Genomic DNA, 25792 nt, shown 5'->3' with positions numbered 1-25792 from the left:
ATACCCGAGGGCGCCGCGCCTGTCACTACTCTCCAACTCCCCGAACTGTGGGCAATTGTGACCCGCTAATGGGTATCTGCCCCCATTCTTGACGCGCCATCGTTTAGTGCACGCCAGGCGCTGCAAGGTTTTGTATGTCAAAGCATTACTGAAATATCTGTTGGCATAGCTGTTGCTCATGGCCATTTAACGGGCAAAACGCCATTGATGGCTTAAGGCCGTAAGGCCGCAACAGAGGCTTAAGCCAATGAAAACATCCGCCATGAGCCACGCGTCCAGGCGCGCGTTCCATCTGTCCTCCGTCACTGCGCTGATGATCAGCCTGGGGTTGATCACGGCCATGGCAGCCCCCCTCGACGACAACAGCCCGCCACCGCCGACCGACCCGTCGGCCTACACCGACCAGCCGGACGACCCGACCGCTGCCTTGCTTGAGCTGAAAACCTTGCCCGAGGCCAACGAGGGCGCGCTGGAGCTGACCGATGGCGTGTATGGCGACCGCAGCACGGTACGCACCGACAACGTGCTGCCGCCTGCCCTGCAAACGTCGGACAAGTACCCTACCAACGGCAAACCCAGCCCGTTGTTCGGTGCGCAACCATTCACCCAGCAACTGTTGCTGTTCGAAGAATTCGGGCCAGAGAAGCTCGACCCGACCACGCCGGCGCCCGATCTGACCTTCCCGGTCCCCACCCTCGGCGCGGCCCCCGCGCAAGACCCCAACGTGGTGGCACGCAGCGGCCCCAGTGGCAGCGCACTGGAAGCGTTCCTCAAGCAGCCCGGCCTGTACCCGTTCCCGACCCAGTACGCCAACGTGCTGGACCGCAACCCATGGAAGGCGCAGATCGAGATGTTCCTCAACCGCCAGCCGGTCGGCTCGCCCGCTGAAGGCCGGCCACCAGGAAAAGGCTGGTCGCACCAGCGCTGGAACGAGTTCTACCCGCAGGCAGCGTTCAAGACCGCCCAGGCCGGTGCGCGCATCAACCTCGGCCTGCGCGACCGCAAGCAACTGCACAACTATGCCGTCGGTGAATTTGCCCCAGGAGGCCTGTACTACCAGACGTCGGACATTCCGACCACGCTGGGCACCACCAAGGGTATCGACATACGCTTCCACCCAAACATGCCGCTGCAAAACCACAAATCGTTGTGGACCTTCGACGGCACTTTCCCGCCCAAGCTGCTGATGGTGCGCTACGGCCAGCCAATCCTGATGCGCCATTACAACGCCCTGCCGATTGACCCGTCGGCCAACGGCGGCTTTGGCCTGCATACCATCTCGACCCACGAGCACAACGGCCACTCCCCGGCCGAAAGCGACGGCTTTGCCAACGCGTACTTCTTCCCCGGCCAGTACTACGACTACCGCTGGCCGGTGCAGCTGGCCGGCTACGACACCATCAACACCCGTGCCCAGGACCCGCGAGCAGCTTTCCCCTGCTCGCCGGGTGAAACCTTGTTCGTCAACGATGGCACACCGGGCCTGAAAACCTGCGAGAACGGCAGCATCAAGATTCGTGGTGACTGGCGCGAAACCATGAGTACCCACTGGTTCCACGACCACATGATGGATTTCACGGCGCAGAACGTCTACAAAGGCAACGCCGTGATGATGAACTACTACAGCGCCCTGGACCGCGGCAACGAGGCCCTGCAGGACGGTGTCAACCTGCGCTTCCCAAGTGGCTCAGCCATGCCTTGGGGTAACCGTGACTATGACGTCAACCTGGTGATAGCCGACAAGGCCTGGGATGCAAACGGCCAGCTGTGGTTCAACCCGTTCAACACTGACGGCTTCCTCGGTGACCAGATCCTGGTCAACTGGCAGTACCAGCCCAGGCTCAAGGTGCGTGCGCGCAGTTACCGTTTCCGTATCCTCAACGGTTCGGTTTCACGCTACTTCAAGTTCGCCGTGGTGCGGGAAATTGCCGGTAACAGTGGCGAGTTCAAAGGCCCGTCCGGCTCCAACGTGTCGTATGCGCGGGTGCCGTTCCACATGATCGCCAACGACGGCAACATCATGGAACACGCGGTGCCATTCGACGGCACGATGGACCTCAATGGTGACGGCAACCTGCAAGACAACAACGGCATCCTGCCACTGCAGGGCATTGCCGAGCGCTACGACATCATCATCAACTTCGCCAGGAATGGCATCAAGGCAGGCGACAAGCTGTACTTCGTCAACCTGATGGAGCACGACTCCGGCAAAGGTCCGAAGCAAGCTATCCCGTTGGCCGACGTGCTGTCGGAAAAATACAAGGCGGTGATCAAGCAGACCAGCAAAGGCCCGCAGTGGGACAAGGGCGATCCGGCAGTCGGCAAGTTTCTGCAACTGTGGGTGCAGCCGTACACCGGCCAGGACCTGAGCATGGACCCGGTAGCCTATGAGCCGGCCAAGCCAGGCAAGGCGGCCGGCCTGAAAATGCTGCCCCTGCCAATTGACCGCGATGCCGCAGCGGACCAGGCCAAACTCAAGGATGCCCGACACCGCGAGTTCATCTTTGGCCGCTCTGACGGTACGGACACAACCCCGTGGACCATCAAGACCGACGGCGGCTTTGGCTACAGCATGGACCCACGCCGCATCAGTGCCGCACCGCAACTGGCCAACCAGTCTACCGACGCTGGTTTCAGCGGCGACGGCACCCTGGAAGTGTGGAAAATCGTCAACGGCGGCAATGGCTGGAGCCACCCGGTACACGTGCACTTCGAGGAAGGCGTGATCCTTAGCCGCGACGGCAAGGCCCCGCCAGAATGGGAAAAATGGGCGCGCAAGGATGTGTACCGAATCGGGCCGGATACTGATTCGTCCATCGAGGTGGAAATGGCCATCCGCTTCCGCGAGTTTGCCGGCACCTACATGGAGCACTGCCACAACACACAGCACGAGGACTCTTCGATGCTGCTGCGCTGGGACATTGAACACCCGGGGCAGTTCCAGGTGATGCCGACCCCGCTGCCGGGATGGGATGGCGTGCATTACATGGCCTCGGTGGGCCTGCCAACGTTCCGCACCAAAACCCACGACGACAATGACGACCCGGCCAACAAACCACCCGTCGCGGCCAATGACAGTGCCGCAACGACGGCTGGCACACCGATCACCCTGAACGTGCTGGCCAACGACAGTGACCCGGACGGCAATGTACCGCTCACGGTAACCGGCCTCAGCCAGCCGGACTCCGGCCAGGGTGCCGTCAGCACTGACGGCACCACCGTAACGTACAGCCCGCCCGCTACGGTCGCCACGCCATTCACGGCCAGCTTCAATTACACGGCGCGTGATACCAAGGGTGCCGAGTCGGTGGCCCCGGCCACGGTCAGCATCGCCGTAACCGCAGCAGCAGCGGCCGACGAACTCAAGGTCACCAGTGCCACGGTGCAGGAACGCAGCGGCAACCGTTTCACCTGGGATGTGCAGGGGACTACCACGGTGGCCACGGGCAACAGCATCAGTGTGACTGCAGCAACCACCGGTGGTCCGGTAAGCCTGGGGAACGCGACGCTGACTGCCACGACTACGGGGGCCCGTTGGCGGGTAGCGGTGACCACCACCGGCTTTGGCCCGGCCACGCCAGCGACGGTCACGGTGAAATCGGCACTGGGCCAGACGGTGACAGCGCCAGTCAAATACAAGTGAGTGCAAAGCGGGGACCCCTATGCGGCCCCGCTCAGCCAACCCACGAGGACCGCATCATGCCCGGCTCATGGCGTTTCCTGCTGGTACTTGCGTTGTTCGCCGCCAGCATTCCGTTCTGGCCACTGCACCCGCAACAAACGGTGGCCGAAGCAGCTGCCACTCCCTGGGGGGCCAACTACTTCCCCAACATCCCCCTGCTCACCCAGGATGGCGAAGAAGTGCATTTCTTCGACGACCTTATCAAGGACAAGGTGGTTGCCATCAACTTCATCTTTACCGGCTGCTCCGATTCCTGCCCAGTGGAAACCGCACGCCTGCGCCAGGTACAGAAAATCCTCGGTGACCGGGTCGGCAAGGATATCTTCCTCTACTCCATCAGCATCGACCCCTATAACGACACCCCCGCCACCCTCAAGCGCTATGCCGAAAAGTTCAGCATCGGCCCAGGCTGGACCTTGCTGACCGGCGAACCTGACGATATCGAGCAACTACGCCGCAGCCTGGGGCTGTGGATCGATGGCCTGGAAAACGGCCGCTCCAAAGACCACAACCTGAGCCTCATCATCGGCAACCAGGCCACCGGCCGCTGGATGAAAGCCTCGCCTTTCGAAAGCCCGTACATCCTCGCCGACCGCCTCGGCAACAGCTTGCACAACTGGAAGCAGGCCAGCGCCATGACCAATGACTACGCTCAAGCGCCGCAGATGCGCACACCCAGCAGCGGCGAGCAGATCTTCCGCACCCGTTGCTCTTCCTGCCACACCGTGGGCAACACCGAGCCAGGCCAACCAGGCATAGGTCCCGACCTGCTGGGCGTGACCCGCCAGCGTGACGCCAACTGGCTGGTCCGCTGGCTGAAGGTGCCCGACCAGATGCTGGCCGAAAAAGACCCCTTGGCCATGCTGCTGTTCGAACAATACAACCGCCTGGCCATGCCCAACATGCGCCTGGGCGATGCCGAAGTCAGCGCATTGATAAGCTACCTCGAAGAAGAAACGGCACGCCTGCAGACACCCGTTGCAAATAAGGGAATCCCCTAAAGGCGATTAGCCATCAGTCATCAGGCTGTCATCTCGCTGTCGTATTTTTCGAGCATCACCCAGGGTCGGGAACTATCAGCAGTGATTCGCCGTTCGCTTTCCTCATCCAGCCTTCTGCGACTGCTGATCCTGATGCTCTGTGCAGCGACCCTGGCCTTTCTCTGGGGGCTGCACGTCACGCAGAAAGCCGCCGCTCGCCAGGATGCACTGTCGGCCAAAGCCACCGAGCACCTGAACCTGGCCAACATCGTGGGCGCAAGCCTGCGACAGCTTGTCGACCGCGCCCAGGCGGTGGGTCGTGTTACCCAGGACGATATGAAAGCGCTGCGTCAGGGCAACTTCCGCCTGGCACCCAGCCTGGTAGCAGACCCAGTTTTCAAGCGCTTGAGCCTGTACGACCGACAAGGCCGGCTGCTGTCGGCCAGCCATACCGATGAGGCCGCCGAGTTGCCGGCAGACTGGTTGCGCCAACTGCAACGGCACATTGACCGCTACGGTTTCAAACCTTTCCTGCCAAGCATTCAGCCTGTCAACCAAACCGCTACCCTGCCCACTTGGCGCCTGCCCTTCCTGCTGCCGTTGACCAATTCGACCGGCCGGGAAATCGACAACATTTTGGTGGTGCAACTGGACGTCGGCTACCTGGCGGTGCTGTTCCAGCCTATCGACCTGGGCAACAGTGGCCTGGTGCGTCTGCTGCAGGATGACGGCCTGGAGCGGCTGCGCATCGACAACAGCGGCACGGTGACTGCCGGCGACCTATTGCAGCCCCCGCTGCCGGCGCTAAACACCGAAGCGGGCATGCTGACCCAGTACGTAGCGGGTGATGCCTACCAAAGCGTGTACCGCCATGTACCCGAGCAAGGCTTCAGCGTGGTGGTCAGCCAGCGCCAGGCAGAAATCCTCACACCCTCGACGCTGGCCTATTCCCGGCAATTCTGGTTGAACCTGAGCATGACCCTGATGATCCTGGCCAGCCTGCTATGGACCTTGCGCCTGCTACGCAAGCGCCAGGAGGCATTCGATGCGCTGGAACATGCCCAGCAGGTCAATCAGCAGCTGATCGTGCGCCTGGAGGACGAACACCGGCGCAGCAGCCACGCCGCCGCCACCGACCACCTCAGCGGCCTGCACAACCGTCGCCAGTTCGTCGAAGTGGCCAGCCAGGTGCTGACTCGGCAACGTGGCAAGCGCCGACTGATGGCGATCCTGTTCATCGACATGGACCGTTTCAAGTCGATCAACGATTCGCTCGGACACAAGATTGGTGACCTGCTGCTACAGGCCGTGGCCGGGCGTATCCAGCGCCTGCTGGAGCCCGGCGACGAGGCTTCGCGCTTTGGCGGCGACGAATTCGTGGTGCTGCTGGCCGGCGAGCGCAGCGAGGAGCAGATCAACGCCTGGGTCCACGAACTGGTGCAGAAACTGTCGGCCACCTACGCCCTGGATGGCCAAGAGGTCAACACCAGCCCCAGCGTAGGGGTGAGCATCTGTCCGCGTGATGGCCAGGACATCGACAGCCTGATACGCAGCGCCGATGCGGCAATGTACTCGGCCAAGCAGGCAGGGCGCGCGCAGTATCGCTTTTTCGACCCCTCGCTGAACCTGGCCGATATCCAGGCGTTTACCCTTGAACAGGCGTTCGGCAGTGCCTTGGCCGAACGCCAGTTCGTGCTGCACTACCAGCCGCAGATGCGCCTTGACACCCACCAGGTGCTGGGCTACGAGGCGCTGGTGCGCTGGGACCACCCCGAGTTCGGCCTGCTGTACCCGGACCGCTTCATCGGCCTGGCCGAGCGCAGTGGTTTCATTGTCGAGCTGGGTTGGGAAGTACTGCAGCTGGCCTGTGAAGCCTTGTCGAGCTGGAATGCCCAAGGCCGCAAGACACGGCTGGCCGTCAATGTCTCCGCCCTGCAACTGCGTCAAGCCGACTTCGCTGACCGGCTGCTGAGCAAGTTGCAGCATCATGGCATCGCGCCCCAGCAGCTGGAGCTGGAAATTACCGAAACCACCATTCTCGACCCCGAAGGCACGGCGGTGGCGCACCTGCATACGTTGCGCGGCGCAGGTCTGGGTATCAGTCTGGACGATTTTGGCCGTGGCTACGCCGGCTTTGCCCACCTGCATTCACTGCCCCTGAGCAAGCTGAAGATCGATCGTTCGCTGATCGCGGCGCTGTCCAACAGCCATGACGACAGCCCTATCGTGTCCTCCACCATCATCCTGGCCAAGCGCCTGGGCCTGGAAGTGGTGGCCGAGGGGGTGGAAACCCGTGAACAGGTGGTGTATCTGAAGCTTGCCGGCTGCGATATCGCCCAGGGCTACCACTTCAGCCGGCCACTGTCGCTGCCGCAGCTGTGGGTTTACCCGCCCTTCAACGGTATCGAGGACAAGGCATGCGTGTACTGAGCGCAACGGCAGGCTTGCCGATGGCGTTGGGCAAGGACAGGCAACGCATTTCGGTTTATCGTGTACCGATCACACACCGACACCCGCACCATGACCGATATCGAGCGCTACCTTCGCGCCGCCACCCGTGACAACACCCGGCGCAGCTACCAGGCCGCCATCGAACATTTCGAAAGCCACTGGGGCGGTTTTCTCCCGGCCACTGCCGAGAGTATCGCCCGCTACCTGGCCGATCATGCCGACCAGCATGCCGTCAGCACCCTGCGTCAACGCCTGGCCGCGCTCAGCCAATGGCACGTCGCCCAAGGTTTCCCCGACCCGACCAAGGCACCCTTGGTGCGTCAGGTGCTGCGCGGCATCCGCACCCTGCACCCGACGCCACCCAAACAGGCCGCCCCGCTGTTGCTGCAACACCTGCAAACTGCTGTGACGTGTTTTGAAGAAGAAGCCCGACAAGCCCGCGAGCACCATGATTTGGCAGCCCTGCGCCGGGCTCGCCGTGACAGCGCCTTGCTGTTGCTGGGTTTCTGGCGTGGTTTTCGCGGCGATGAGTTGGCACGCCTGCGCATCGAACACATCCAGGCCGAAGCCGGTGTCGGCATTACGCTTTTCCTGCCACGCAGCAAGGGCGACCGCGAAGCCTTGGGCGTGCAGCACCGCACCCCAGCCCTCAAGGCCTTGTGCCCTGTCACTGCCTACCTGCAATGGCTTGAAGTCGCGGGTATTGCCCACGGGCCGGTGTTCCGCAAACTCGACCGCTGGGGCAACCTTGGTGACAGCGCGCTCAACAGCAACAGCCTGGTCGGCCTGCTGCGGCGCATGCTGGAACGTGCCGGGGTGCCGGCGGCGCTGTATACCGGCCACTCGCTACGGCGTGGCTTCGCCACCTGGGCAACCGCCAATGGTTGGGAACTGAAATCGCTGATGAGCTATGTGGGCTGGAAAGATGCCAAGTCGGCGCTGCGCTACATCGACTCGGCGCAACGCTTTGGCGAACTGGCCGTGCTACCGGCCAGTCAGGTGCAACCGCTTATTCCTTGAAGCTGTGCCTGGCGACACCACCCGTTTCCGGGCGGATGGCATACAGGTCGCCAGCGTCCGGATAATGGTGCAGGTCTTCTGGCATCATGTCGTAACGCGCGGTGCTGATGTACAAGGTGTTCATCCCGGGCCCGCCAAAGCAGCAGCTGGTGGGGCACGGTACTGGCATCAACACCTGGTCGGTCAGGTGCCCGTGGCGGTCGTAGCGCAGCAGGCAACTGCCATGGTACTGGCACACCCACAGCCCGCCTTCGCGGTCCAGCGCCAGGCCATCCGGCCGGCCCAGTTCGGCGGGGGTTTCGGCAAACAGCGTAACAGCGCCCAGCCGGCCTTCGATGAGGTACTCGGCGCGGTAGATCGCACGCGCCGCCGAATCGACGAAGTACACCGTGTGGCCGTCCTGCGACCAGGCAAGGCCGGTGGGCAAGGCCATGTCATCGTGAATCACCTGGTCGCTCAATTGCCAGTCAAAGCGAAAGAGCGCCCCGGTATTGCCACTGGGGGCCTCGTCCATCAGGCCGGTGACGAAGCGTCCCTGCGGGTCGCAGGCGCCATCGTTGAAGCGGAAAGTCGAGCGCGGATGAACCGAAGCCGAATGCTGGCGCACCTTGCGCGTTGGCACATCGAAGATGGCCACGCTGGCATCCTCGGTGAAAATCAGGTTGCCTCGGTCGGTCAGCGCCAGGGCGCCAATGCGCGCGGCAGACTCGTAAAGGCAATCGACTTCGCCATCAGGTGCCAGGCAGTTGATGCGCCCGCCAGAGATATCGACAAAATACAGTACGCCGCTGCGCTCATCCCAGACCAGGCTTTCACCAAGGTCCGCGCGTGCGTTGGCAACTTTGACTGGCACGTAGTTGCATTCCTTGATGCGTCTCCTACGCTCGGCCACCTGGGCCAGGTCGCTGGTCTGCACACGGCCGAGGTCAAGACGATAGCTGACGCCGCTGTCTTTGTTGAAGCGCGTGGCGGTGTACTGGCCATCGCTGTCATTAGTGTGATGGCACAGCGCACCGGCCAGGTGAGTAACGGGCATTTCTGGCTACCTTCAATTCTCCTTTTTTACGATATCAACAAAAAAATCAATGACTTAATATTAAAAGCATGCAACTTTGATATCCCATGGATATCACCGCCGTGTCGCCGCGCTGCAGGAATGCTGGATGATCGAAACACGTTTGCTCAGGCAGTTCATCGCTGTGGCCGAAGAGCTGCACTTTCACAAGGCCGCCCAGCGCCTGCACATGGCGCAGCCACCGCTGAGCCAGGCGATCAACCGGCTTGAAGAAAAGCTCGGCTTTGGCCTGTTTCTGCGTAACAAGCGCGAGGTGCGTCTGACCGCAGCGGGTGCAGCGTTTCTCGACACCGCTTACCGCACGCTTGCCGAACTGGAACAAGGGATCGAGTACGCGCGCAACGTTTCTGCGGGGGTCAGCGGCAAATTGACCATCACGGCCATTTCCATCGCCTATTACGACTCGCTGCTCAACCGCTTGCGCCGCTTTCGGGAAACCTATCCGAACGTGCAACTGACCATCCGCGAGATGCCATCCGCCGCTCAGGCCAAGGCCTTGCTGGCCGGCGAGGCGGATATTGGCTTCATGCGCAGGCTTCCGCTACCAGTCGGCACCCTGGAGGCACGCTTGCTGCTTGACGAGCAGATCGTCATGGCGTTGCCCGCCAGCCATCCCAAGGCACGGCACGAAGTTGTCGACTTGCGCGAGTTTGCCGATGAGGACTTCGTGTTCACCCCGCAAGCGCTGGGCGGGGGCTACCACGCGCAGTTGGTTGCGCTGTGCGAATCGGCCGGGTTCTACCCCAGGATCGTGCAGGAGGCGGCGCAGATCCACACCCTGCTTGGCCTGGTGGCCTGCGGCTTTGGCGTGGCCCTGGTGCCGGAGTCGTTCGTCCGCTCGACCCCGCGCGAACGCGTGCAGTTTTGCCCGATCCAGCCTATCGATGACCAGCCTGCCCCAGGGCTTGGGTTGTACATGAAATGGAGCGCCCAGAATGCTTCGCCAGCGCTGGCCAACTTCATTGCCATGTTCCAGACGCAGCCCTAAGGCCACTTGAACAGTGGTGTTCAGCCTCGCTTCGCGCAGCGCCACAACCGACCAATATCACAAGCCCTGGCCTGCAACAGCTCGGCAGCATTTGCACATGCCTGCTCCAGGGTCATCGGCCCACTGGCCAGTGCAAACGCAGCATCGACCCCATGGGCATACAACTGTTGATACCCCTCCCCCAAGGTACCGGCCAGCACCACCACCGGCACGCCATGGCGCTTGGCAACCCGTGCCACACCCATAGGCGTCTTGCCACGCAATGTCTGGGCATCGAAACGCCCCTCGCCAGTCACCACCAGATCTGCCCCCTGCACCAGGGCGGCAAGGCCAGCCAGCTCAGCCACGACTTCCACCCCTGGACGGAACTGCGCATCCATGAATGCCCGGGCAGCGAAGCCCATGCCACCGGCCGCGCCACAACCAGGGTAATCGCGCACATCCTCGCCCAACAGCAGCGCACAATGGTCGGCAAAGTGCTTCAGCGCGTGGTCCAGCGCCTCCACTTGCTGCGGGTTGGCACCTTTTTGCGGGCCGAAGATGGCCGATGCGCCGTTGGCGCCACACAATGGGTTGTCGACATCCGCCGCGACTTCAAACTGCACCTCGGCCAGGCGCGGGTCGAGGCCGCTGGCGTCGATACGGGCCAGCTTGGACAAGGCCAGGCCGCCCTCTTCCAGTGCTTGCCCGTCAGCATCCAGCAGGCGTAGCCCAAGCGCTCGCAACATACCACTGCCGGCATCGTTGGTGGCGCTGCCGCCAATCGCCAGCACCACACGCAGGGCTCCGGCGGCGAGGGCTGCGGCAATCAGTTCACCGGTACCCCAGGTGCTGCTGCAGCAAGCATCGCGCTGGCCGGTTGGCACCCGTTGCAGGCCACTGGCCTGGGCCATTTCAATGATTGCGGTGCGATCTTGCGGCAACCAGCCCCAGCTGGCCTCGACGCTTTGCCCTAATGGCCCGCGCACGGCCTGGCGGCGCAGTTCACCGTGGCTGGCGGCCAGGATCGCTTCCATGGTGCCTTCGCCACCGTCGGCCATCGGGCACTCGACCAGTTCAGCCTCCGGCCACGCTTCGTTCAGGCCTGCAGCGATGGCGCGGGCGACACCGGCAGCGTCGAGGCTGTCCTTGAACGAGTCGGGGGCAATGACGATCTTCATGGGGTTTCTCCTGTCCTGATGAGCAGCATGCTGACAGGTGGCAGCCAAGGTGACCTCGGTCAAATGCACAAATCGCTGGCCGGGTTGTTTGGGCAGATGCCTTTTTGCCTGTTCTCGCCCAATCGCCGGCAAGTGAACCCTTCAGTCAGCTGGCAACAGCTGCAACCCCAAGTACAAGCTAAGCATCCCTTCCAGGCGCAACGGGTCGACCTCTCCCAGCTCGGCTATCCGCTCCAGTCGATAGCGCAGGCTGTTGCGGTGGATGCCCAGGGCATCGGCACAGGACTGGCTCTGGCCGTCATGGGCACACCAGGCGCGCAGAGTGACGAGTAACTGACCACTGCTGTCCTTGGCGCGGATGCGCTGCAACGGCTCCATCAACTCGTCCAGCGCGTCGTCGTTACGGTGGCGCCACAGCAGCGCCGGCAGCCGGTAGCGCTGCAGGCTGAGCAATCGTTCGGTGGGCAATACCTCGCGGCCATAGGCCAGCAAGTCACGCACCCGGCGGTAACCACGGCGTAACTGCTCCAGACTCTGCGCTGCACTACCCAGGGCCAGTCGCTCAATGTCCCAGCCGTGGCGTTGCAGGCGTTCCAGCAGGCGCAGTTCATCCAGTGCCACGCCGGCCGGGCGGCACCACAGCAACGACTGGCGGGCCGGGCTGACACACCAGCTATCCGGATAACGGCTCATCAACCATGCGGCCAGCGCCTCGGCAGGTGCCCCCGAGGTAATTTCAAACAGGCACGGAATCCGCGGCAGCTGAGGTTTCAAACCCAACTGACGGGCTTCGTCCAGCAAGCGCGGGGCGTTACCGCTGCCGCCGAGCAACAGCGCCAGCAGGTCGTCACAGCGCTGCCTTCGCCATTGCTGGTCAGCCTGTAAATTGCGTTGGGCCAGCAGCATTTCGGCGGTCATGCGTACCAGCTCGCCATAGGTGCGCACCTGCTGCGGGTCACCGGTCAGGCCCAACACACCCATCAGTCGCCCATCAAGCATCAATGGCAGGTTCACCCCAGGCTGCACGCCCTTCAGGCACTTGGCCGCGTCGGTATCCAGCTCCACGATCCGGCCATTGGCCAAAACCAGCTGCGCCCCCTCGTGACGGGTGTTGATGCGCTCCGGTTCACCACTGCCCAGGATCAACCCCTGGCTGTCCATGACATTGACGTTGCAAGGCAAGATGGCCATTGCCCGGTCAACGATATCCTGTGCCAGGTCATGGTCGAGTTCGAACATTGCGTGGTCCTTTAGGTGTTTGGCTTTTGGGCTCGGGCACAGCAGCCTGGGCCAAGCGCTGTGCAAAAGCACAAAGACAGGCTAGCCGCAGTCCCCGAGACTCGTCAGGGCGAGCGCCGAAACAGGCGACGCGGCGAAAACCATAACAACAGAGAACCCGATCATGGCACACAGCCCCGCCCCTGACCAAGGCACGGACACCACCCGTAACGCGCTGTACCGGCGTATCACCCTGCGGCTGATTCCGTTCATTTTCATCTGCTACCTGTTCAACTATCTGGACCGCGTCAACGTCGGCTTTGCCAAGCTGCAAATGCTCGACGCTCTGAAATTCAGCGAAACGGTGTACGGCCTTGGCGCCGGCATCTTCTTCATCGGCTACGTACTGTGCGGCCTGCCAAGCAACCTGGCCCTCAATCGCTTCGGCCCACGGCGCTGGATCGCCCTGATGATGATCGCCTGGGGCAGCCTGTCCACCTGCCTGCTGTTCGTCACCTCCCCTACCGAGTTCTACACCCTGCGCCTGCTCACCGGCGCTGCCGAAGCCGGCTTCTTCCCGGGTGTGGTGCTGTACCTCTCGCGCTGGTTCCCGGCGGCCCGGCGCGGCCGCATCATGGCCCTTTTCATGTCGGCGATCCCGGTATCGGGTCTGCTTGGCGGGCCATTCTCCGGCTGGATCCTCGAACATTTTGCCGCCGGCCAGCACGGCCTGGCCGGCTGGCAGTGGATGTTCCTGATCCAGGGCCTGCCAACCGTGGCCTTGGGCGTACTGGCGGTGTTCCTGCTCAGTGACGGCTACCAGAAAGCCGCCTGGCTGAGCCCGGCTGAACGTCAACTGATCGCTGCCGACCTGCAGGCCGATGCCGCAAGCAAACCGAACACCACCAGCGACAGCGTGCTGGCCGTATTGACCAACCCGCTGATCTGGACCTTCGGCTTCGTCTACTTCTGCATCCAGAGCGGTGTGTACGCGATCAACTTCTGGCTACCCTCGATCATCAAGAGCATGGGCTTCGACAACCCGCTGCTGATCGGCTGGCTCAGCGCCATCCCGTACTTGCTGGCGGGTGTGTTCATGATCCTTTGCGGGCGCTCGGCCGACCTGCACAGCGAGCGCCGCTGGCACCTTGTGGTGCCAATGCTGATGGGCGCCGTCGGCCTGCTGATTGCGGTGAACTTCGCCGGTACCCCGAGCATTGCCATTCTTGGCTTGTCGATCGCCACCATGGGCGCGCTTACCGGCCTGCCGATGTTCTGGCCAATGCCCACCGCGCTGCTCAGTGCCGGAGCTGCCGTGGCAGGTCTGGCGATCATCAATTCGGTAGGCCAGATGGCAGGGTTCCTCAGCCCGTACCTGGTCGGGTTCATCAAGGACCAGACCGGCTCAACCGATGCCGCACTGTATTCGCTCGCGGCGTTGATCGTAGTGGGTAGCCTGGTGGCCTTGCGTGTAACGCGAGCGGGTTCGCTGAGCACTGCGCGGGCGAGTTGAGGCATTCGCGGGCTTGCCCACTCCCACAAGTTTCAAGCCTGTGGGCGGGCAAGCCCGCGAAGAGGCCCACCCAAGCCATACGAAATTCAAACCCTCCACCGATCGTCAGCTCAACGCATCCCCTCCGCGCCCCAGGCGTCAAATGGTTCCAAAGGCCCCTTTGGAGAAACCTCGATGACCCAATACGCCGTGGCACGCTTGGCTCAGCTCGACGAACACCGCCCCCTGCGCGTGCAGGCCGGCAACGAAGAACTCATCCTCATCCGCCAAGGCGATCAGGTACATGCCTACCAGGGCAACTGCCCCCACGCAGGCGCCCCCCTTGATGAAGGCGTGGTTTGCAGTGGCCTGCTGGTCTGTCCTTGGCACAAAGCTGCCTTCGCGGTTGACGACGGGGTGGTCTGTGAGCCACCTGCGCTGGCCGACCTGCGCCGCTACAGGGCGTGGATCAAGGGCGATGAAGTCTGGGTCGATGACCAGCCCCTGCCGGCAACCGAACCGCCCAGGCACAGCGATGCCCGCTGTTTCGTGGTAGTCGGCGCCGGTGCCGCCGGCAGCGCCGCCGTCGCCACCCTGTTGGCTCATGGCTTCGCTGGCCGGTTGGTATGGATCGATCAGGAACGCCAGCCGGCCTACGACCGCACAGCACTGAGCAAATTCGTGATTGCCGGGCAGATGCCGCCCGATGAGGTCCCCGCGCTGCTCGAAGCCGACGCCCTGCGCAAGGGCCAGCTGGAACGCAAGTGCGGCAAGGTGCGCACCCTGAACAGCCAGAAGCGCCAGGTCACCCTCGCCGATGGTCAGCAGATCGATTACCACGCCTGCCTGCTGGCAACCGGCGGTAAAGCACTGCGCCCAGACATTCCCGGTGCCGACTTGCCCGGGGTGTTCACCCTCCGCTCACTGGAAGATGCTGCACAGTTGCTCGATGCAGCCGAGCCTGGCCAGCCGGTGGTCATCGTCGGTGACGGCTTCATCGGCCTGGAGGCAGCCTCGGCATTGCGCAAATATGGCTTGCAGGTGCACGTGGTCACACGCCACGAAGTCCCTCTGGCCCGACAGTTGGGTGAGCGGATCGGGCGCTGCATTCGCGCGCTGCATGAACGAAAAGGGATCACCTTCCACGGCCCTACCGAGGTCGAGCGGATCGAAGGCCAGGACAAGGCCGAAGCGGTGAAACTGGCCAATGGTGAACGGCTGCAGACCCCCTTGGTCCTGCTCGGCACCGGGGTAAAACCCGCCACCGCGTTCCTTCAAGGTGTGCCGCTTGGCGAAGACAAATCGGTGAGGGTCGACGCAGAAATGCGCGCAGCTGACGGTTTGTGGGCCGCAGGTGACATTGCCACGTTCCCGCTCACGGGGCGCCCGGTGCGCATCGAACACTGGCGCCTGGCCCAGCAACACGGGGTTATCGCCGCCGCGAACATGCTTGGCGAACAGCGCCGTTATGCCGATGTACCCTTCTTCTGGACCTACCAGCACGGCCGTACCTATGAAGTGCTGGGTCATGCCAGGGACTGGAACCGGATCGAATTCGTCGGGGAGCCGGAAAAAGGCGATTTCGTTGCCCTGCAGTGTGTGGATGAGCGCGTCGAGGCCGTTATCGCCAAAGGTTATTCCGATGCCATGGCGACACTGTCGCAACGCCTGAAGCGCCCGTTAAGCCTGCAGGAGGCTTTGGCGCTCATTGGCTGAGCGGTGCCTTTCAATGCTTCCCGGTTGTGTGTAAAACAGGCAGGTCAGCCGACTGCACAAGGACCCACGCGCATGATCTACCGCCCCCTCGGCCACAGTGGCCTGCAGGTTTCCGCCCTTACCCTGGGCAGCATGATGTTCGGCGAGCAGACCAGTACCGATGATGCCCTGCGCATCATCGACAAGGCCTGGGACCAAGGCATCAACTTCATCGACACCGCCGACGTGTACAACGCCGGGCGCTCGGAAGAAATCGTCGGTGAAGCCGTGGCGCGCCATCGCCATGACTGGGTGGTCGCCAGCAAGGTCGGCTTCGGCCCGGCCGACGGCCTGCCCAACCGCAGCGGGTTGTCGCGCAAGCACATCTTCAATGCCGTGGATGCCACGCTGACCCGCATGGGCATGGACCACCTGGACATCTACTACCTGCACCGCGAAGACCGCAAGGTACCGCTGGAAGAGACCGTGCAGGCCATTGGCGACTTGCTGCGCCAGGGCAAGATCCGCTACTGGGGGGTGTCCAATTTCCGTGGCTGGCGCATTGCCGAGGTCTGTCATATTGCCGAGCGCCTTGGCGTACCCAAGCCGGTAGTCAGCCAGCCACTGTACAACATCGTCAACCGCCAGGCCGAGCCAGAGCAACTCACTGCTGCGGCCGCGCACGGTCTGGGCGTGGTGCCGTTCAGCCCGCTGGCGCGAGGCGTGCTCAGTGGCAAGTACGCGCCCGGGGCGGTGCCGGACGCTGGCAGCCGTGCCGGGCGCCAGGACAAGCGCATCATGGAGGTGGAGTGGCGCCAGGAATCGCTGGCGATTGCCCGGCAGATCCAGGCCTATGTCGAGGCCAAAGGTGTGGGGATCGTCGAGTTTGCCATTGCCTGGGTATTGAACAACCAGCTGGTGAGTTCCGCTATCGTAGGGCCTCGCACCGAGGAACAGTGGGAGACCTATGGCGGTGCGCTGGCGGTGAAGATCACCGCAGAGGACGAGGCGTTCATTGACTCACTGGTGACGCCGGGGCATGCGTCGACCCCAGGGTTCAATGATGTCGCGCATTATGTGAGTGGGCGGTTGGCACGCAGCTGAGCGTCTTGCTGTACTGGCCTCTTCGCGGGCAATGGGGGCCCGACGCCGGGCTCCCGCCCCCCTTGATCACCGCGGCCCGATGCCTGGCTCATGACAGGACCTTGATGACCAGCAAATGCAGCGGATAGAACAGGTAACCCCAGCGCCCCACTACGGGCACCCGCCATTCATCATGCCGTAACAACAGCACCCCGAGCGGAATCGCCAGAATTGCAGCAGTCAGTGTCAGCACCGTGAACGGCGCCAACAGGTGCTCGCGCAACCAGCTATTGGTCAGATTGCCGCCCGCAGCCAACAGGCAAGGCAACAACCCGGCAACCCCACCTTGCCTGCGCGCCATCAACCAGGCGCCCGGCAGCAACACCCCCGGCAACCCATACATCAGCTGCTCACGCAACAACCAACCCGCCAGCAGGCCGGCGATGCCGAGCACGCGTGCCGATATCAAGGGGTGATGCACACCCCAGGCAACCACCAACCCCAATAACAAGGTCGGCATCACGCTGAATGTGTGCGAGCCACTGTCCAGCCAACGATACGCAGGCTCGGACAGCACCGCGAACATCAGCATCAGCGCCAGGTAGCGCAGGTTGCCACGGGTATACAGCGCCCCCGCACGGACTCGCCCCACATTTACTGCAATCGCCAGGCAGAACAGCGGAAACGCCAGCCGCCCCAACACGAACAGGCTATCGGCCTCGGGCCACAGAAAACGCAAGTGATCGACGACCATGGTCAACATCGCCGTCCATTTGACCAGATCCAGCCCGGCCGAGCGCAAGCGTTAGCGCTCGCGCTCTACGGGGCTGACGCCCAGATAGCGTTCGGTCCACACTGCCAGAGGCAAGGGCGGTTGCTGTTCGATAATGCGCCGCCAGATCAACGCCAGGTCTGCACCACTGAACATCGAACCTGGGCCAGCGCCCTGGAACATCGAAGGCACATCGACAATCCAGCGCCCCTGGTTGTCACGGTGGGCCATGTTGAAACGGAAGGTGTAGTTGCCTGGAATACCCATACGCAGGTCGGTAACCACCAGCGCATCACCGATCTGGTCGTATCGCAGCCAGTCATCGGTGAACCAGCGCAACCGCTGGTGCAGGGGATCATCGCTCAGCGCTTGGGCAAGCTGCAGGTTACGTGACAAGCGTTGCATCTCGGGCGCTTGCCGGTCGAATGCACTGCTGATGCCTTCGTAGTAATCCCCTTCCGCAGTCTTGGCCAGCACCCGCCAGACCAGGCTGTTGAACGCGATCGGCACGGCGCGGACCTCGTTGGTAGCGATACCGCGCTGGTGCAGCGCCGCCTCGAAGCGCTGCTCGGCTGCCATGCGCCCGGCAAGGCCAAACCCCAGGTAAGCGGTACTGAATACCAGCGCCAGGGTCAATAGGCGTTTAGCCCTGGCAGTCACGCCCTTGGCGATGGCGTAGATGACCGCCAGCAGCAGTGGCACGGTATAGACCGGGTCGATGATGAACACCGCCGCCCAGCTTTGCGGGGTGCCTTGCAGTGGCCAGAACAGCTGCGTGCCGTAAACCGTAAAGGCGTCCAGCAACGGGTGGGTAACCAGTACCAGCCAGAATGCGAGGAACAGCCGTGGCAAGGTATAGCCCTTGCCAGGCCAGCATTTGTTGACCAGCCAGGCCAGCAGCAAGGCCAGCCCTGTTAGCACGAACAGCGAGTGGGAAAAACCACGGTGGTAGGTCATCTGCGACACCGGGTCGGCGTAGCGAATGATCACATCCAGGTCCGGCAACGTGCCCAGTGCTGCACCATACAGCAGCGAGCGGCGGCCCTGGATGCGCCCGAGCACGGTCCCTTGCAGCGCCGCGCCGAGTACGGCTTGGGTGATGGAGTCCAAGGGGGGATTCCTGAAAGAGTCGTTTCCGCAAGCTACCCTCATACACCCCTGATGCGCAATTCTCCTGGATGGCTTAGAACAGCTGCCAGGTGTACACCAGCGTCAGACGGTTCTCGTCGATATCACTGCGGTAGTTGGAGCGCGCCATGGCGTTTCTCACCCGTATCCCCAAGCCTTTCAGCGCCCCGCTCTGCACCGCATAGCCGATATCCAGATCACGCTCGCGATCACGCCCTTCGTAACCCAGCCCGGTATCGACATTGTTACCGGTTATGTAGCGCACGGTCGCTGTCAGGCCCGGCACGCCCATGGCGGCGAAGTTGTAGTCGTAACGCACCTGGTACGAGCGCTCGTCGGTGTAGGCAAACTCATAGGTCGGCACTTCGTTGCCCAGCGGCGAGATGTTAGCGAATACCCGTGGGAACGGGCTATCGCCATAAATGCCCTGGTAGCCGGCATGGAAGCTGTGCCCGCCATGCCGGGCAGTGAACAGCGAGAAGAACGCCTGGTTGTCGATGTTGCCCAGCAGCGCATCGCCTTCCTCGCGCGCGGTGAAATAACCCAGGTTGGCGCTGAGTACCCAGTCCCCGACCGGTTTGCTGTGTTTCAGGCCAACAAAGCCCTGTTGGTAGATGTCCTCCAGCTGACCGTACCAAAGGCTGAGGCTGCTCTGGTTGGCATTGAACGCATAGTCCCCACCCACATAGTTGAACGCGTCGCTTTCGGCCTGCCGCATCGGCACATGGCCAAGCATCGCGTTCATCTTGCCGTCACCACCTTCGTTGCGCAGGTGGGTGCTTTTCAAGTGCCCGGCCTGCATGGTCAGGCCGTCGATTTCCGACGAACTCAAACTCACGCCCTGATAGGTGGGTGGCAACAGGCGAATATCACTGAAGGTCAGCACCGGCAGGTTCGGTTGCAGTTCACCTGCACGCAGTTCGGTTTTTGATATCCGGGCCTTGAAGGTCGGCGCCAGGCGGCTGTACTCATCGGCAGCACGGCCGTCGCCATGCACCGGCAACAGGCCGGTATTGGCGCGGTCTGGACTGCTGTCCAGCTTGATCCCCAGCAAGCCCAGGGCGTCCACGCCAAAGCCGACCGGGCCCGGGGTGTAGCCACTTTTGAAGTCGAGGATGAAACCCTGGGCCCACTCCTCGGCCTTGGACTGTTTGTTGGCCCCGACAATGTCGGAGAAATCGCGGCTGAAGTAGTAGTTACGGGCACTCAGGGTGGCCTTCGAATCCTCGAAGAAGCCGCCTTCGGCAGCCAGCAGTGGCTGGCTGAGCAATGTCAGGCCCAGGGCAACGCAAGGGGTGTGGTTCATTCCGAAGCTCTCTTGATCTTGTTTTTATGGGTACAGCGTTGGAAACACGGCAGTTCATGGTGTACGGCGCAGCACCTCCCGGGCACGTGGTTGGCGCAGCCTTAGCAGCGCGTGGGCCAGCAGGCCGAACAGCAGCCCCCAGAACGCTGCCGACAGGCCCAGGAAAGCCACCCCCGAAGCGGTGACCAGGAAGGTGAACAGCCCGGCATCGCGCTCGGCCGGCTCTGCCAGGCTGCGGACCAAGGCTTCGCTGATGGCGCCATACAGGGCCAAACCGGCCAGGGCAGCGATCAGTACGGCGGGAAAGGCGGCGAACAGCGACATCAAGGTGGCCCCGGCAATGCCCAGTAGCAGGTACAACGCACTGCCAGCCACCGCTGCCACATAACGCCGTTGCGGGTTTTCATGGGCCTCATGGCCGGTGCACAGGCTGGCGGTAACCGCCGCCAGGTTCAGCCCGTGGCAACCGAACGGCGCCAGTAGCGCCCCAGCCAGGGCACTGGCGCTGATCAGCGGGCTGGCCGGCGTGGGATAGCCAGCGTTGCGCAGTACCGCCATACCCGGCATGAATTGCCCGGTCAGCGCCACCAGCACCATCGGCAGCGCCAGGCTGAATACCGCCGACAGGCTGAACTGGGGGGCGACCCACTGGGGTGAGGCCAATTCCAGCACCAGTGCCTCGCTGCGCAACGTACCGCTGACCACGGTCACCAGCATGCCTACGCCCAGCACCGCAGCCACGGCATAGCGCGGCTGCACCCGGCGCATCAGCACATAGGTGACGAACATCGCCAGTACCAGCAGCGGTTGCACCGGCAAGGCGCGGAACACTTCGCTGCCAAAGCTGAACAGGATCCCGGCCTGCATACCGGCAGCGATAGAGCCCGGCAGGCGCGCGATGATGCGGTCGAAGGCCCCGCTGATGCCGATCAGCAGCAGGACCAGGTTGGCCACCAGGTAGGCACCCACAGCCTGTTCCAGGCCCAGTTGCGGCAAGGCGGTGACCAACAGGGCCGACCCCGGGATCGACCAGGCGATCACTACCGGCACGCGGTAGCGCAGGCTGAGCAGCGCACCGAGCACCGCACTGCCCATGGACACGGCCCAGACCCAGGACGACAACTGCTGGTGCGACAGGCCGGCCGCTTCGGCGGCGTGGAAAATGATCACCAACGGGCCGGCGTAGGAGATCGTCGTGGCAATGCAGCCGGCGACAATGGCCGACACAGAACAGTCCTTGATCAGCGTTTTCATGAAGCGTCTCGCAAGGCAGCGGCCGGCCTTTGTGGCGGGCTCTTGTTTGGGGGTTGTCTGCTTCGCGGGCATGCCCGCTCCAACAACGACTGCACAGGCTTCACCTGTGGGAGCGGGCATGCCCGCGAAACAGCCCACGCGGTGGATCAGGCCTCCTGCAAAGCCCGCGGCCGCCCGCTGCGCTGCTCATCGGTACCGCCCTGGGCCTGCTGCAACTGGAAGTCGAACTTCAACTCGGCATGCCGACCATCCGGCCCTTCGACGAACACCACCTCCCCGACCAGCCCATCCCGTGTGGCATAGGCAAAGTCATCCCAAAGGTACTTGTCCCCCGACAGGTTTATCTGCGTGGTCAGGTGCCGGTACCCTGGCGCCGAGATGAAGAAGTGCACGTGCGCCGGGCGCTGGCCATGACGGCCCAGCAGGTCCAGGCATTCCTGGGTTGGCCCCTGCGGGTCGCAGCCATAGCCCGATGGCACGATGGAGCGCGCGCGGTACCGCCCCTGGGCATCGGTAACGATGCGCCGACGCAGGTTGTACGCCGACTGGCTTTGGTCGAAGAACGAATAGGTACCACGGGTATTGGCATGCCACAGGTCGACCGTGGCACCCGGCAGCGGGTGTCCGTGCGGGTCCAGCACCTGGCCTTCCAGGAACATCACCGTGGCGACGCCCTCCTCGCTGCCGTCGTCCATGCGCACTTCACCTTGGGCAATCGGTGCGCCAGCCACGTACAACGGGCCTTCGATGGTGCGTGGGGTACCGCCAACGCGTCCTGCCGCCTGGTCCTTGGCATCCTGCAGCAGGTCGAGGAAGTGCTCGATGCCCAGCCCCGCCACCAGCAGCCCGGCTTCGCCGCGACCGCCCAGGCGGTTGAGGTAATCGACGGCGTGCCAGAACTCGTCTTCGCTGATGTCCAGGTCTTCGATCAGTCGCGCGGTATCCTGTAGCAGGCGCTGCACGATGCGTTTGAGGCGGGGGTTGCCGGCCGCATTACCAAAACCTGCGGCCTGCTCGAAGAACTGCTGTACCTCGGCAGTATGGGAAATGTTCACGGTCATGGGGGTTACCTCGTCTTGTTCTGTTCGGTTCAGGCCTGCGCCGCCAGGGCCTGGGCGTGGCGCCGACCACTGGCCAGGTGCACGGCCATGGCCAGCGCAGCGATGGCGCCAGGGATGGCAAAGGCGATGAAATTGAGTTGCAGTGGCAGGTTGATGCCCATCAGCGCACCGCCCAGCAGCGGGCCGACGATGGCGCCATTACGGCCAATGCCCGAGGCCCAGCCCAGGCCGGTAGAGCGCACCGACAGGCCGTACATCTGGGCAGCGCCGGCGTACAGCAGAATCTGCGTACCAATGGTGGTGGCGCCGGCGATGAAGATCAGCAGGTACAGCACCGGCATCGGGCTGTTCAACCCCAGCAGGCTGATCGACAGTGCGGCGGCAATGAAGAACGCCACCTTCACCTTGACCAGGTTGTAGCGGTCACCCAGCCAGCCGCCGAGGATCGCCCCGGCCATGCCGCCAAAGTTCAGTGCCAGCAGGAACGACAGGCTTGAGCCCAGGCTGTAGCCGGCGTTGGCCATCAGTTTTGGCAGCCAGGAACTCAGTGCGTAGACCATCAGCAGGCAGCAGAAGAACGCAACCCAGAGCGCCAGGGTGCGAATCGCCAGGCCATTGCGGAACAGTTCCAGCACCGAAGCGCCGCTGCCTTTGCGGTCGGTTGCCTGAAGCATGTCATCGGCCTGGACATCGCAGTCCGGGTCCAGCCGTTTGAGCAGCGTGCGTGCTTCCTCGACACGGCCTTGGCGCACCAGGAAGCCGATGGATTCAGGCAGGTAGTAGAGAATCACCGGTAACAGCAGCAGTGGCACCGCTGCGGCGAAGAACATCGACTCCCAGCCAAAACGCGGCAGCATGAAGATGCCGACACCTGCCGACAGCATGCCGCCCAGCGAATAGCCACTGAACATGATCGCCACCAGCGTGCTGCGCAGGCGCTTGGGCGCGTATTCGTTCATCAGTGCCACGGCGTTGGGCATCAGGCCGCCACAGCCCAGGCCGGCGATGAAGCGGTAGATGCCAAACTCGCTCGGGCTGCTGGCGAAGCCATTGAGGATGGTCGCCCCCGAGAACAAGGCAAAACAGATGGCAATGCCCTTCTTGCGCCCGATGCGGTCGGCCAGGCTGCCGAAGACCAGGGCGCCGAACATCATGCCGAACAGCGCATAGCTGCCCAACGCGCCGGCCTGCAACGGGGTCAGGCCCCACTCTTTCATGATGACCGGCAGTACCACACCGTAGATGAACAGGTCATAGCCGTCGAAAATCAGCAGCAGGCCGCACCAGGCCATGACCATCCAGTGAAACGAGGTAAAGCGCGCATTGTCGATGATCGGGTGTACGTCAAGTGTTCGCATGGCATCTGTCGCTCTTGTTTTTGTTGTGGAAGAAAGCTTTTGCCTTGAGGTTGCAGTTCAGCCGAGGTCGCCGCCCCCTACCGGGAGGGTCACGCCGGTGATGTACGAGGCTTCGTCGGAAGCGAGGAACAGAATGGCCCCCACCTGCTCGTCGATGCTGCCGTAACGGTGCATCAGGCTGCTGCCCAGGGTCTGGTCGACGATCTGCTGGTACCAGCGCTTCTCCTGCTCGGTTTGCTCGGCACTGTTGCGCGGTACCCGCCGGGGCGGCGCTTCAGTGCCGCCTGGCGCGGTGGCGTTGACACGGATGCCCCGGCCGGCGGTTTCGAAGGCCAGGCAGGCAGTGAGCGCGTTGACGCCTCCCTTGGCTGCGCCGTAAGGCACACGGTTGACGCCGCGGGTAGCGATGGAGGAGACATTGACGATGGCGCCACTGCCACGTTCGAGCATGTACGGCAGCGCGGCGTGGCAGCACCACAGGGTGGGGAACAGCGAACGGCGCACTTCGGCCTCGATCTGCTCGACATCGTAGTGCTCGAAGGGCTTGGCCCAAATGGTCCCACCTACGTTGTTGACCAGAATGTCGAGGCGCCCAAAGGCGTCCACCGCGCTGGCCATGACCCGGGCGCAGTCGGTGTGTTGCTCCAGGTCGGCGGTGAGGGTAAGCATGCCTTCACCCGCCAGCTCGTGGACCAGTTCGGAACGGTCTACGGCCACCACTTGCGCACCTTCGGCCTTCAGCCGCCAGCACACGCCCCGGCCGATGCCTTGGGCGGCACCGGTGACCAGGGCGACCTTGCCTTGGAATCTGTTGTTCATATGCAAATCTCCAGTTCGCGAGAGACCCTGTGGCTGCAACTGTCTTGCTCAAAGCCTGAAAGGCTGCGCGATCACTGTGGGAGCGGGCTTGCCCGCGAACACGGGCGAAGCCCGTGCCATCCACCGCGCAACCTGCTTCGCGGGCTCGCCCGCTCCCACAGGGTCGGCGTATTGCTTTGAATCAGAGGGGCTGTCAGGCCGCAGCCGCAAACTTCTCGTAGTAGAAGTTGGCCGGGGTAATGCCTTGTTCGCGCACGTACTGGCTGACCGCTTCCACCATGGGTGGCGGCCCGCACAGGTATACGTCCACATCGCCGTCATTGAGGTGGCGTGGCTCGATGTGCTGGGTGACATAGCCCTTCTGCGGGTACTGGCTGTCCGGGTTGGCGACGCAGGCGCTGTAGGTGAAGTTGGGGATACGTGCCGCCAGCGCTTGCAGGCTATCGAGTTCGACCAGGTCGAAGTCGTTGGTCACGCCATAGATCAGGTGCAGCGGGTGTTCACTGCCTTGCTCGGCGATCTTCTCCAGCATCGCGGTGAACGGTGCCAGCCCGGTACCACCCGCGAGCAGCAACAGCGGGCGCTGGATCGGCCGCAGGTAGAAGCTGCCCAACGGCCCGGCCAGGCTCAGGCTGTCGCCGGCTTTGGCAAGGTTGGTCAGGAAGCTGCTCATCAGCCCACCCGGTACGTTGCGGATCAGGAAGCTGACTTCACCGTCCTTCTGCAGCGAGCTGAACGAGTAGGCCCGGCTCTGCTCGCTGCCTGGCACCTTGAGGTTGACGTACTGCCCCGGCAGGAAGGCCAGACGGCTCAGGGCCTCACCCTTGATCGACAGGGCAATGGTGCTGACCGAGAGTTGGCGCACATCGCTGATGGCGGCCTCGAAAGTGGCCTGCTCGGTCTTGCACAGCTGCGACGAAGCCGGGATGCGGATGACGCAGTCGCTTTCGGCGCGCATCTGGCACGTCAGCACGTAGCCTTCGGCGATTTCATCTTCGCTCAAGGCGTCTTCGATGAAGTTGTCGCCAAGGTCATAACGACCGGACTCAGCCTTGCACTTGCAGGTACCGCAAGCACCGTCGCGGCAGTCCAGAGGGATGTTCATACCCTGGCGGTAAGCGGCGTCGGCCACGGTTTCCTGACCGGTGGCTTCAATGAAACGGGTAACCCCGTCTTCGAAATTCAGTGCGATCTGGTAGCTCATGTTGCACCTCGCGGGCGAGCCAGGCCACGGCGCGTCACAAGACGCA

General features: G+C 63.0%; 19 protein-coding genes. 8 read left to right on the top strand and 11 right to left on the bottom strand.

Going from position 1 to position 25792, the window contains the following annotated elements:
• The first annotated feature begins 247 nt into the window (after positions 1–247).
• The 4 genes from ACF8GF_RS10395 (at position 248) to ACF8GF_RS10380 (ending at position 8133) form a co-directional block, all read left to right on the top strand.
• Positions 248–3643 carry an Ig-like domain-containing protein gene (locus ACF8GF_RS10395; RefSeq protein WP_176684256.1) on the top strand — a complete coding sequence of 1132 codons (3396 nt, stop codon included), beginning with the start codon at positions 248–250 and terminating at the stop codon, positions 3641–3643.
• 56 nt (positions 3644–3699) lie between these two features.
• Positions 3700–4683 (top strand): SCO family protein, encoded by a 984-nt coding sequence (locus ACF8GF_RS10390; protein ID WP_392461293.1) that lies wholly within the window; start codon positions 3700–3702, stop codon positions 4681–4683.
• Positions 4684–4764: 81 nt separating this feature from the next.
• A complete protein-coding gene (locus ACF8GF_RS10385; protein WP_392488580.1) occupies positions 4765–7092 on the top strand; it encodes a putative bifunctional diguanylate cyclase/phosphodiesterase in 2328 nt (775 codons plus the stop codon).
• Between the two features lie 60 nt (positions 7093–7152).
• Positions 7153–8133, top strand: a complete 981-nt coding sequence (locus ACF8GF_RS10380; RefSeq protein ID WP_176686031.1) for a site-specific integrase — start codon at positions 7153–7155, stop codon at positions 8131–8133.
• On the opposite strand, the gene ACF8GF_RS10375 is transcribed toward ACF8GF_RS10380, so the two are convergent.
• Positions 8123–9169, bottom strand: coding sequence for an SMP-30/gluconolactonase/LRE family protein (locus ACF8GF_RS10375; RefSeq protein WP_176684260.1), 1047 nt, complete (start codon positions 9167–9169; stop codon positions 8123–8125). The genes ACF8GF_RS10380 and ACF8GF_RS10375 overlap by 11 nt on opposite strands.
• Before the next feature lie 127 nt (positions 9170–9296).
• On the opposite strand from ACF8GF_RS10375, the gene ACF8GF_RS10370 reads away from it, so the two are divergent.
• Complete coding sequence (locus ACF8GF_RS10370; RefSeq protein WP_392461287.1) at positions 9297–10196, top strand: LysR substrate-binding domain-containing protein; 900 nt, start codon at positions 9297–9299, stop codon at positions 10194–10196.
• Positions 10197–10216: 20 nt separating this feature from the next.
• Here the strand turns inward: ACF8GF_RS10370 and ACF8GF_RS10365 are convergent, their stop codons facing one another.
• Both ACF8GF_RS10365 and ACF8GF_RS10360 read right to left on the bottom strand, forming a co-directional pair.
• On the bottom strand, positions 10217–11356 hold the full coding sequence (locus tag ACF8GF_RS10365) for a glycerate kinase (RefSeq protein ID WP_392488579.1): 1140 nt from the start codon (positions 11354–11356) through the stop codon (positions 10217–10219).
• A 141-nt stretch (positions 11357–11497) separates the two neighbouring features.
• Positions 11498–12595, bottom strand: coding sequence for a sugar diacid recognition domain-containing protein (locus ACF8GF_RS10360; protein ID WP_392461286.1), 1098 nt, complete (start codon positions 12593–12595; stop codon positions 11498–11500).
• Between the two features lie 163 nt (positions 12596–12758).
• Here ACF8GF_RS10360 and ACF8GF_RS10355 point away from each other — a divergent pair, with 163 nt between their 5' ends.
• From ACF8GF_RS10355 to ACF8GF_RS10345, 3 genes are all read left to right on the top strand, one after another.
• On the top strand, positions 12759–14087 hold the full coding sequence (locus ACF8GF_RS10355; RefSeq protein ID WP_392461285.1) for an MFS transporter: 1329 nt from the start codon (positions 12759–12761) through the stop codon (positions 14085–14087).
• A gap of 174 nt (positions 14088–14261) precedes the next feature.
• On the top strand, positions 14262–15782 hold the full coding sequence (locus ACF8GF_RS10350; RefSeq protein ID WP_392488578.1) for an FAD-dependent oxidoreductase: 1521 nt from the start codon (positions 14262–14264) through the stop codon (positions 15780–15782).
• Positions 15783–15854: 72 nt separating this feature from the next.
• Complete coding sequence (locus ACF8GF_RS10345) at positions 15855–16865, top strand: aldo/keto reductase (RefSeq protein WP_392488577.1); 1011 nt, start codon at positions 15855–15857, stop codon at positions 16863–16865.
• 88 nt (positions 16866–16953) lie between these two features.
• On the opposite strand, the gene ACF8GF_RS10340 is transcribed toward ACF8GF_RS10345, so the two are convergent.
• The 8 genes from ACF8GF_RS10340 to benC all read right to left on the bottom strand — a co-directional run bounded on the left by ACF8GF_RS10340 (position 16954) and on the right by benC (position 25746).
• Positions 16954–17646, bottom strand: coding sequence for a TraX family protein (locus ACF8GF_RS10340; protein ID WP_392488576.1), 693 nt, complete (start codon positions 17644–17646; stop codon positions 16954–16956).
• 3 nt (positions 17647–17649) lie between these two features.
• Positions 17650–18726: a metal-dependent hydrolase gene (locus ACF8GF_RS10335; protein ID WP_392488575.1), complete on the bottom strand. Its 1077-nt coding sequence runs from the start codon at positions 18724–18726 to the stop codon at positions 17650–17652.
• Between the two features lie 73 nt (positions 18727–18799).
• The gene (locus ACF8GF_RS10330) at positions 18800–20050 is read right to left on the bottom strand and encodes an OprD family porin (protein WP_176684266.1); all 1251 of its coding nucleotides are present in this window, start codon (positions 20048–20050) and stop codon (positions 18800–18802) included.
• Between the two features lie 54 nt (positions 20051–20104).
• On the bottom strand, positions 20105–21304 hold the full coding sequence (locus ACF8GF_RS10325) for a benzoate/H(+) symporter BenE family transporter (protein WP_392488574.1): 1200 nt from the start codon (positions 21302–21304) through the stop codon (positions 20105–20107).
• A 146-nt stretch (positions 21305–21450) separates the two neighbouring features.
• Entirely contained in the window at positions 21451–22365 is a 915-nt protein-coding gene (catA, locus tag ACF8GF_RS10320; protein WP_392461278.1) for a catechol 1,2-dioxygenase, read from the bottom strand.
• Positions 22366–22394: 29 nt separating this feature from the next.
• Complete coding sequence (locus ACF8GF_RS10315) at positions 22395–23723, bottom strand: MFS transporter (protein ID WP_392488573.1); 1329 nt, start codon at positions 23721–23723, stop codon at positions 22395–22397.
• Between the two features lie 57 nt (positions 23724–23780).
• Positions 23781–24542, bottom strand: a complete 762-nt coding sequence (locus ACF8GF_RS10310; RefSeq protein WP_392488572.1) for a 1,6-dihydroxycyclohexa-2,4-diene-1-carboxylate dehydrogenase — start codon at positions 24540–24542, stop codon at positions 23781–23783.
• Positions 24543–24735: 193 nt separating this feature from the next.
• A complete protein-coding gene (gene benC / locus ACF8GF_RS10305; RefSeq protein ID WP_392488571.1) occupies positions 24736–25746 on the bottom strand; it encodes a benzoate 1,2-dioxygenase electron transfer component BenC in 1011 nt (336 codons plus the stop codon).
• Between the last annotated feature and the right edge of the window lie 46 nt (positions 25747–25792).

The sequence above is a fragment of the Pseudomonas sp. yb_5 genome (assembly GCF_043103865.1).
Taxonomy (GTDB): Bacteria; Pseudomonadota; Gammaproteobacteria; order Pseudomonadales; family Pseudomonadaceae; genus Aquipseudomonas; species Aquipseudomonas putida_Y.
Note: the sequence above shows the minus strand (reverse complement) of the source record. Positions and strands in the feature narration are given on the sequence as shown.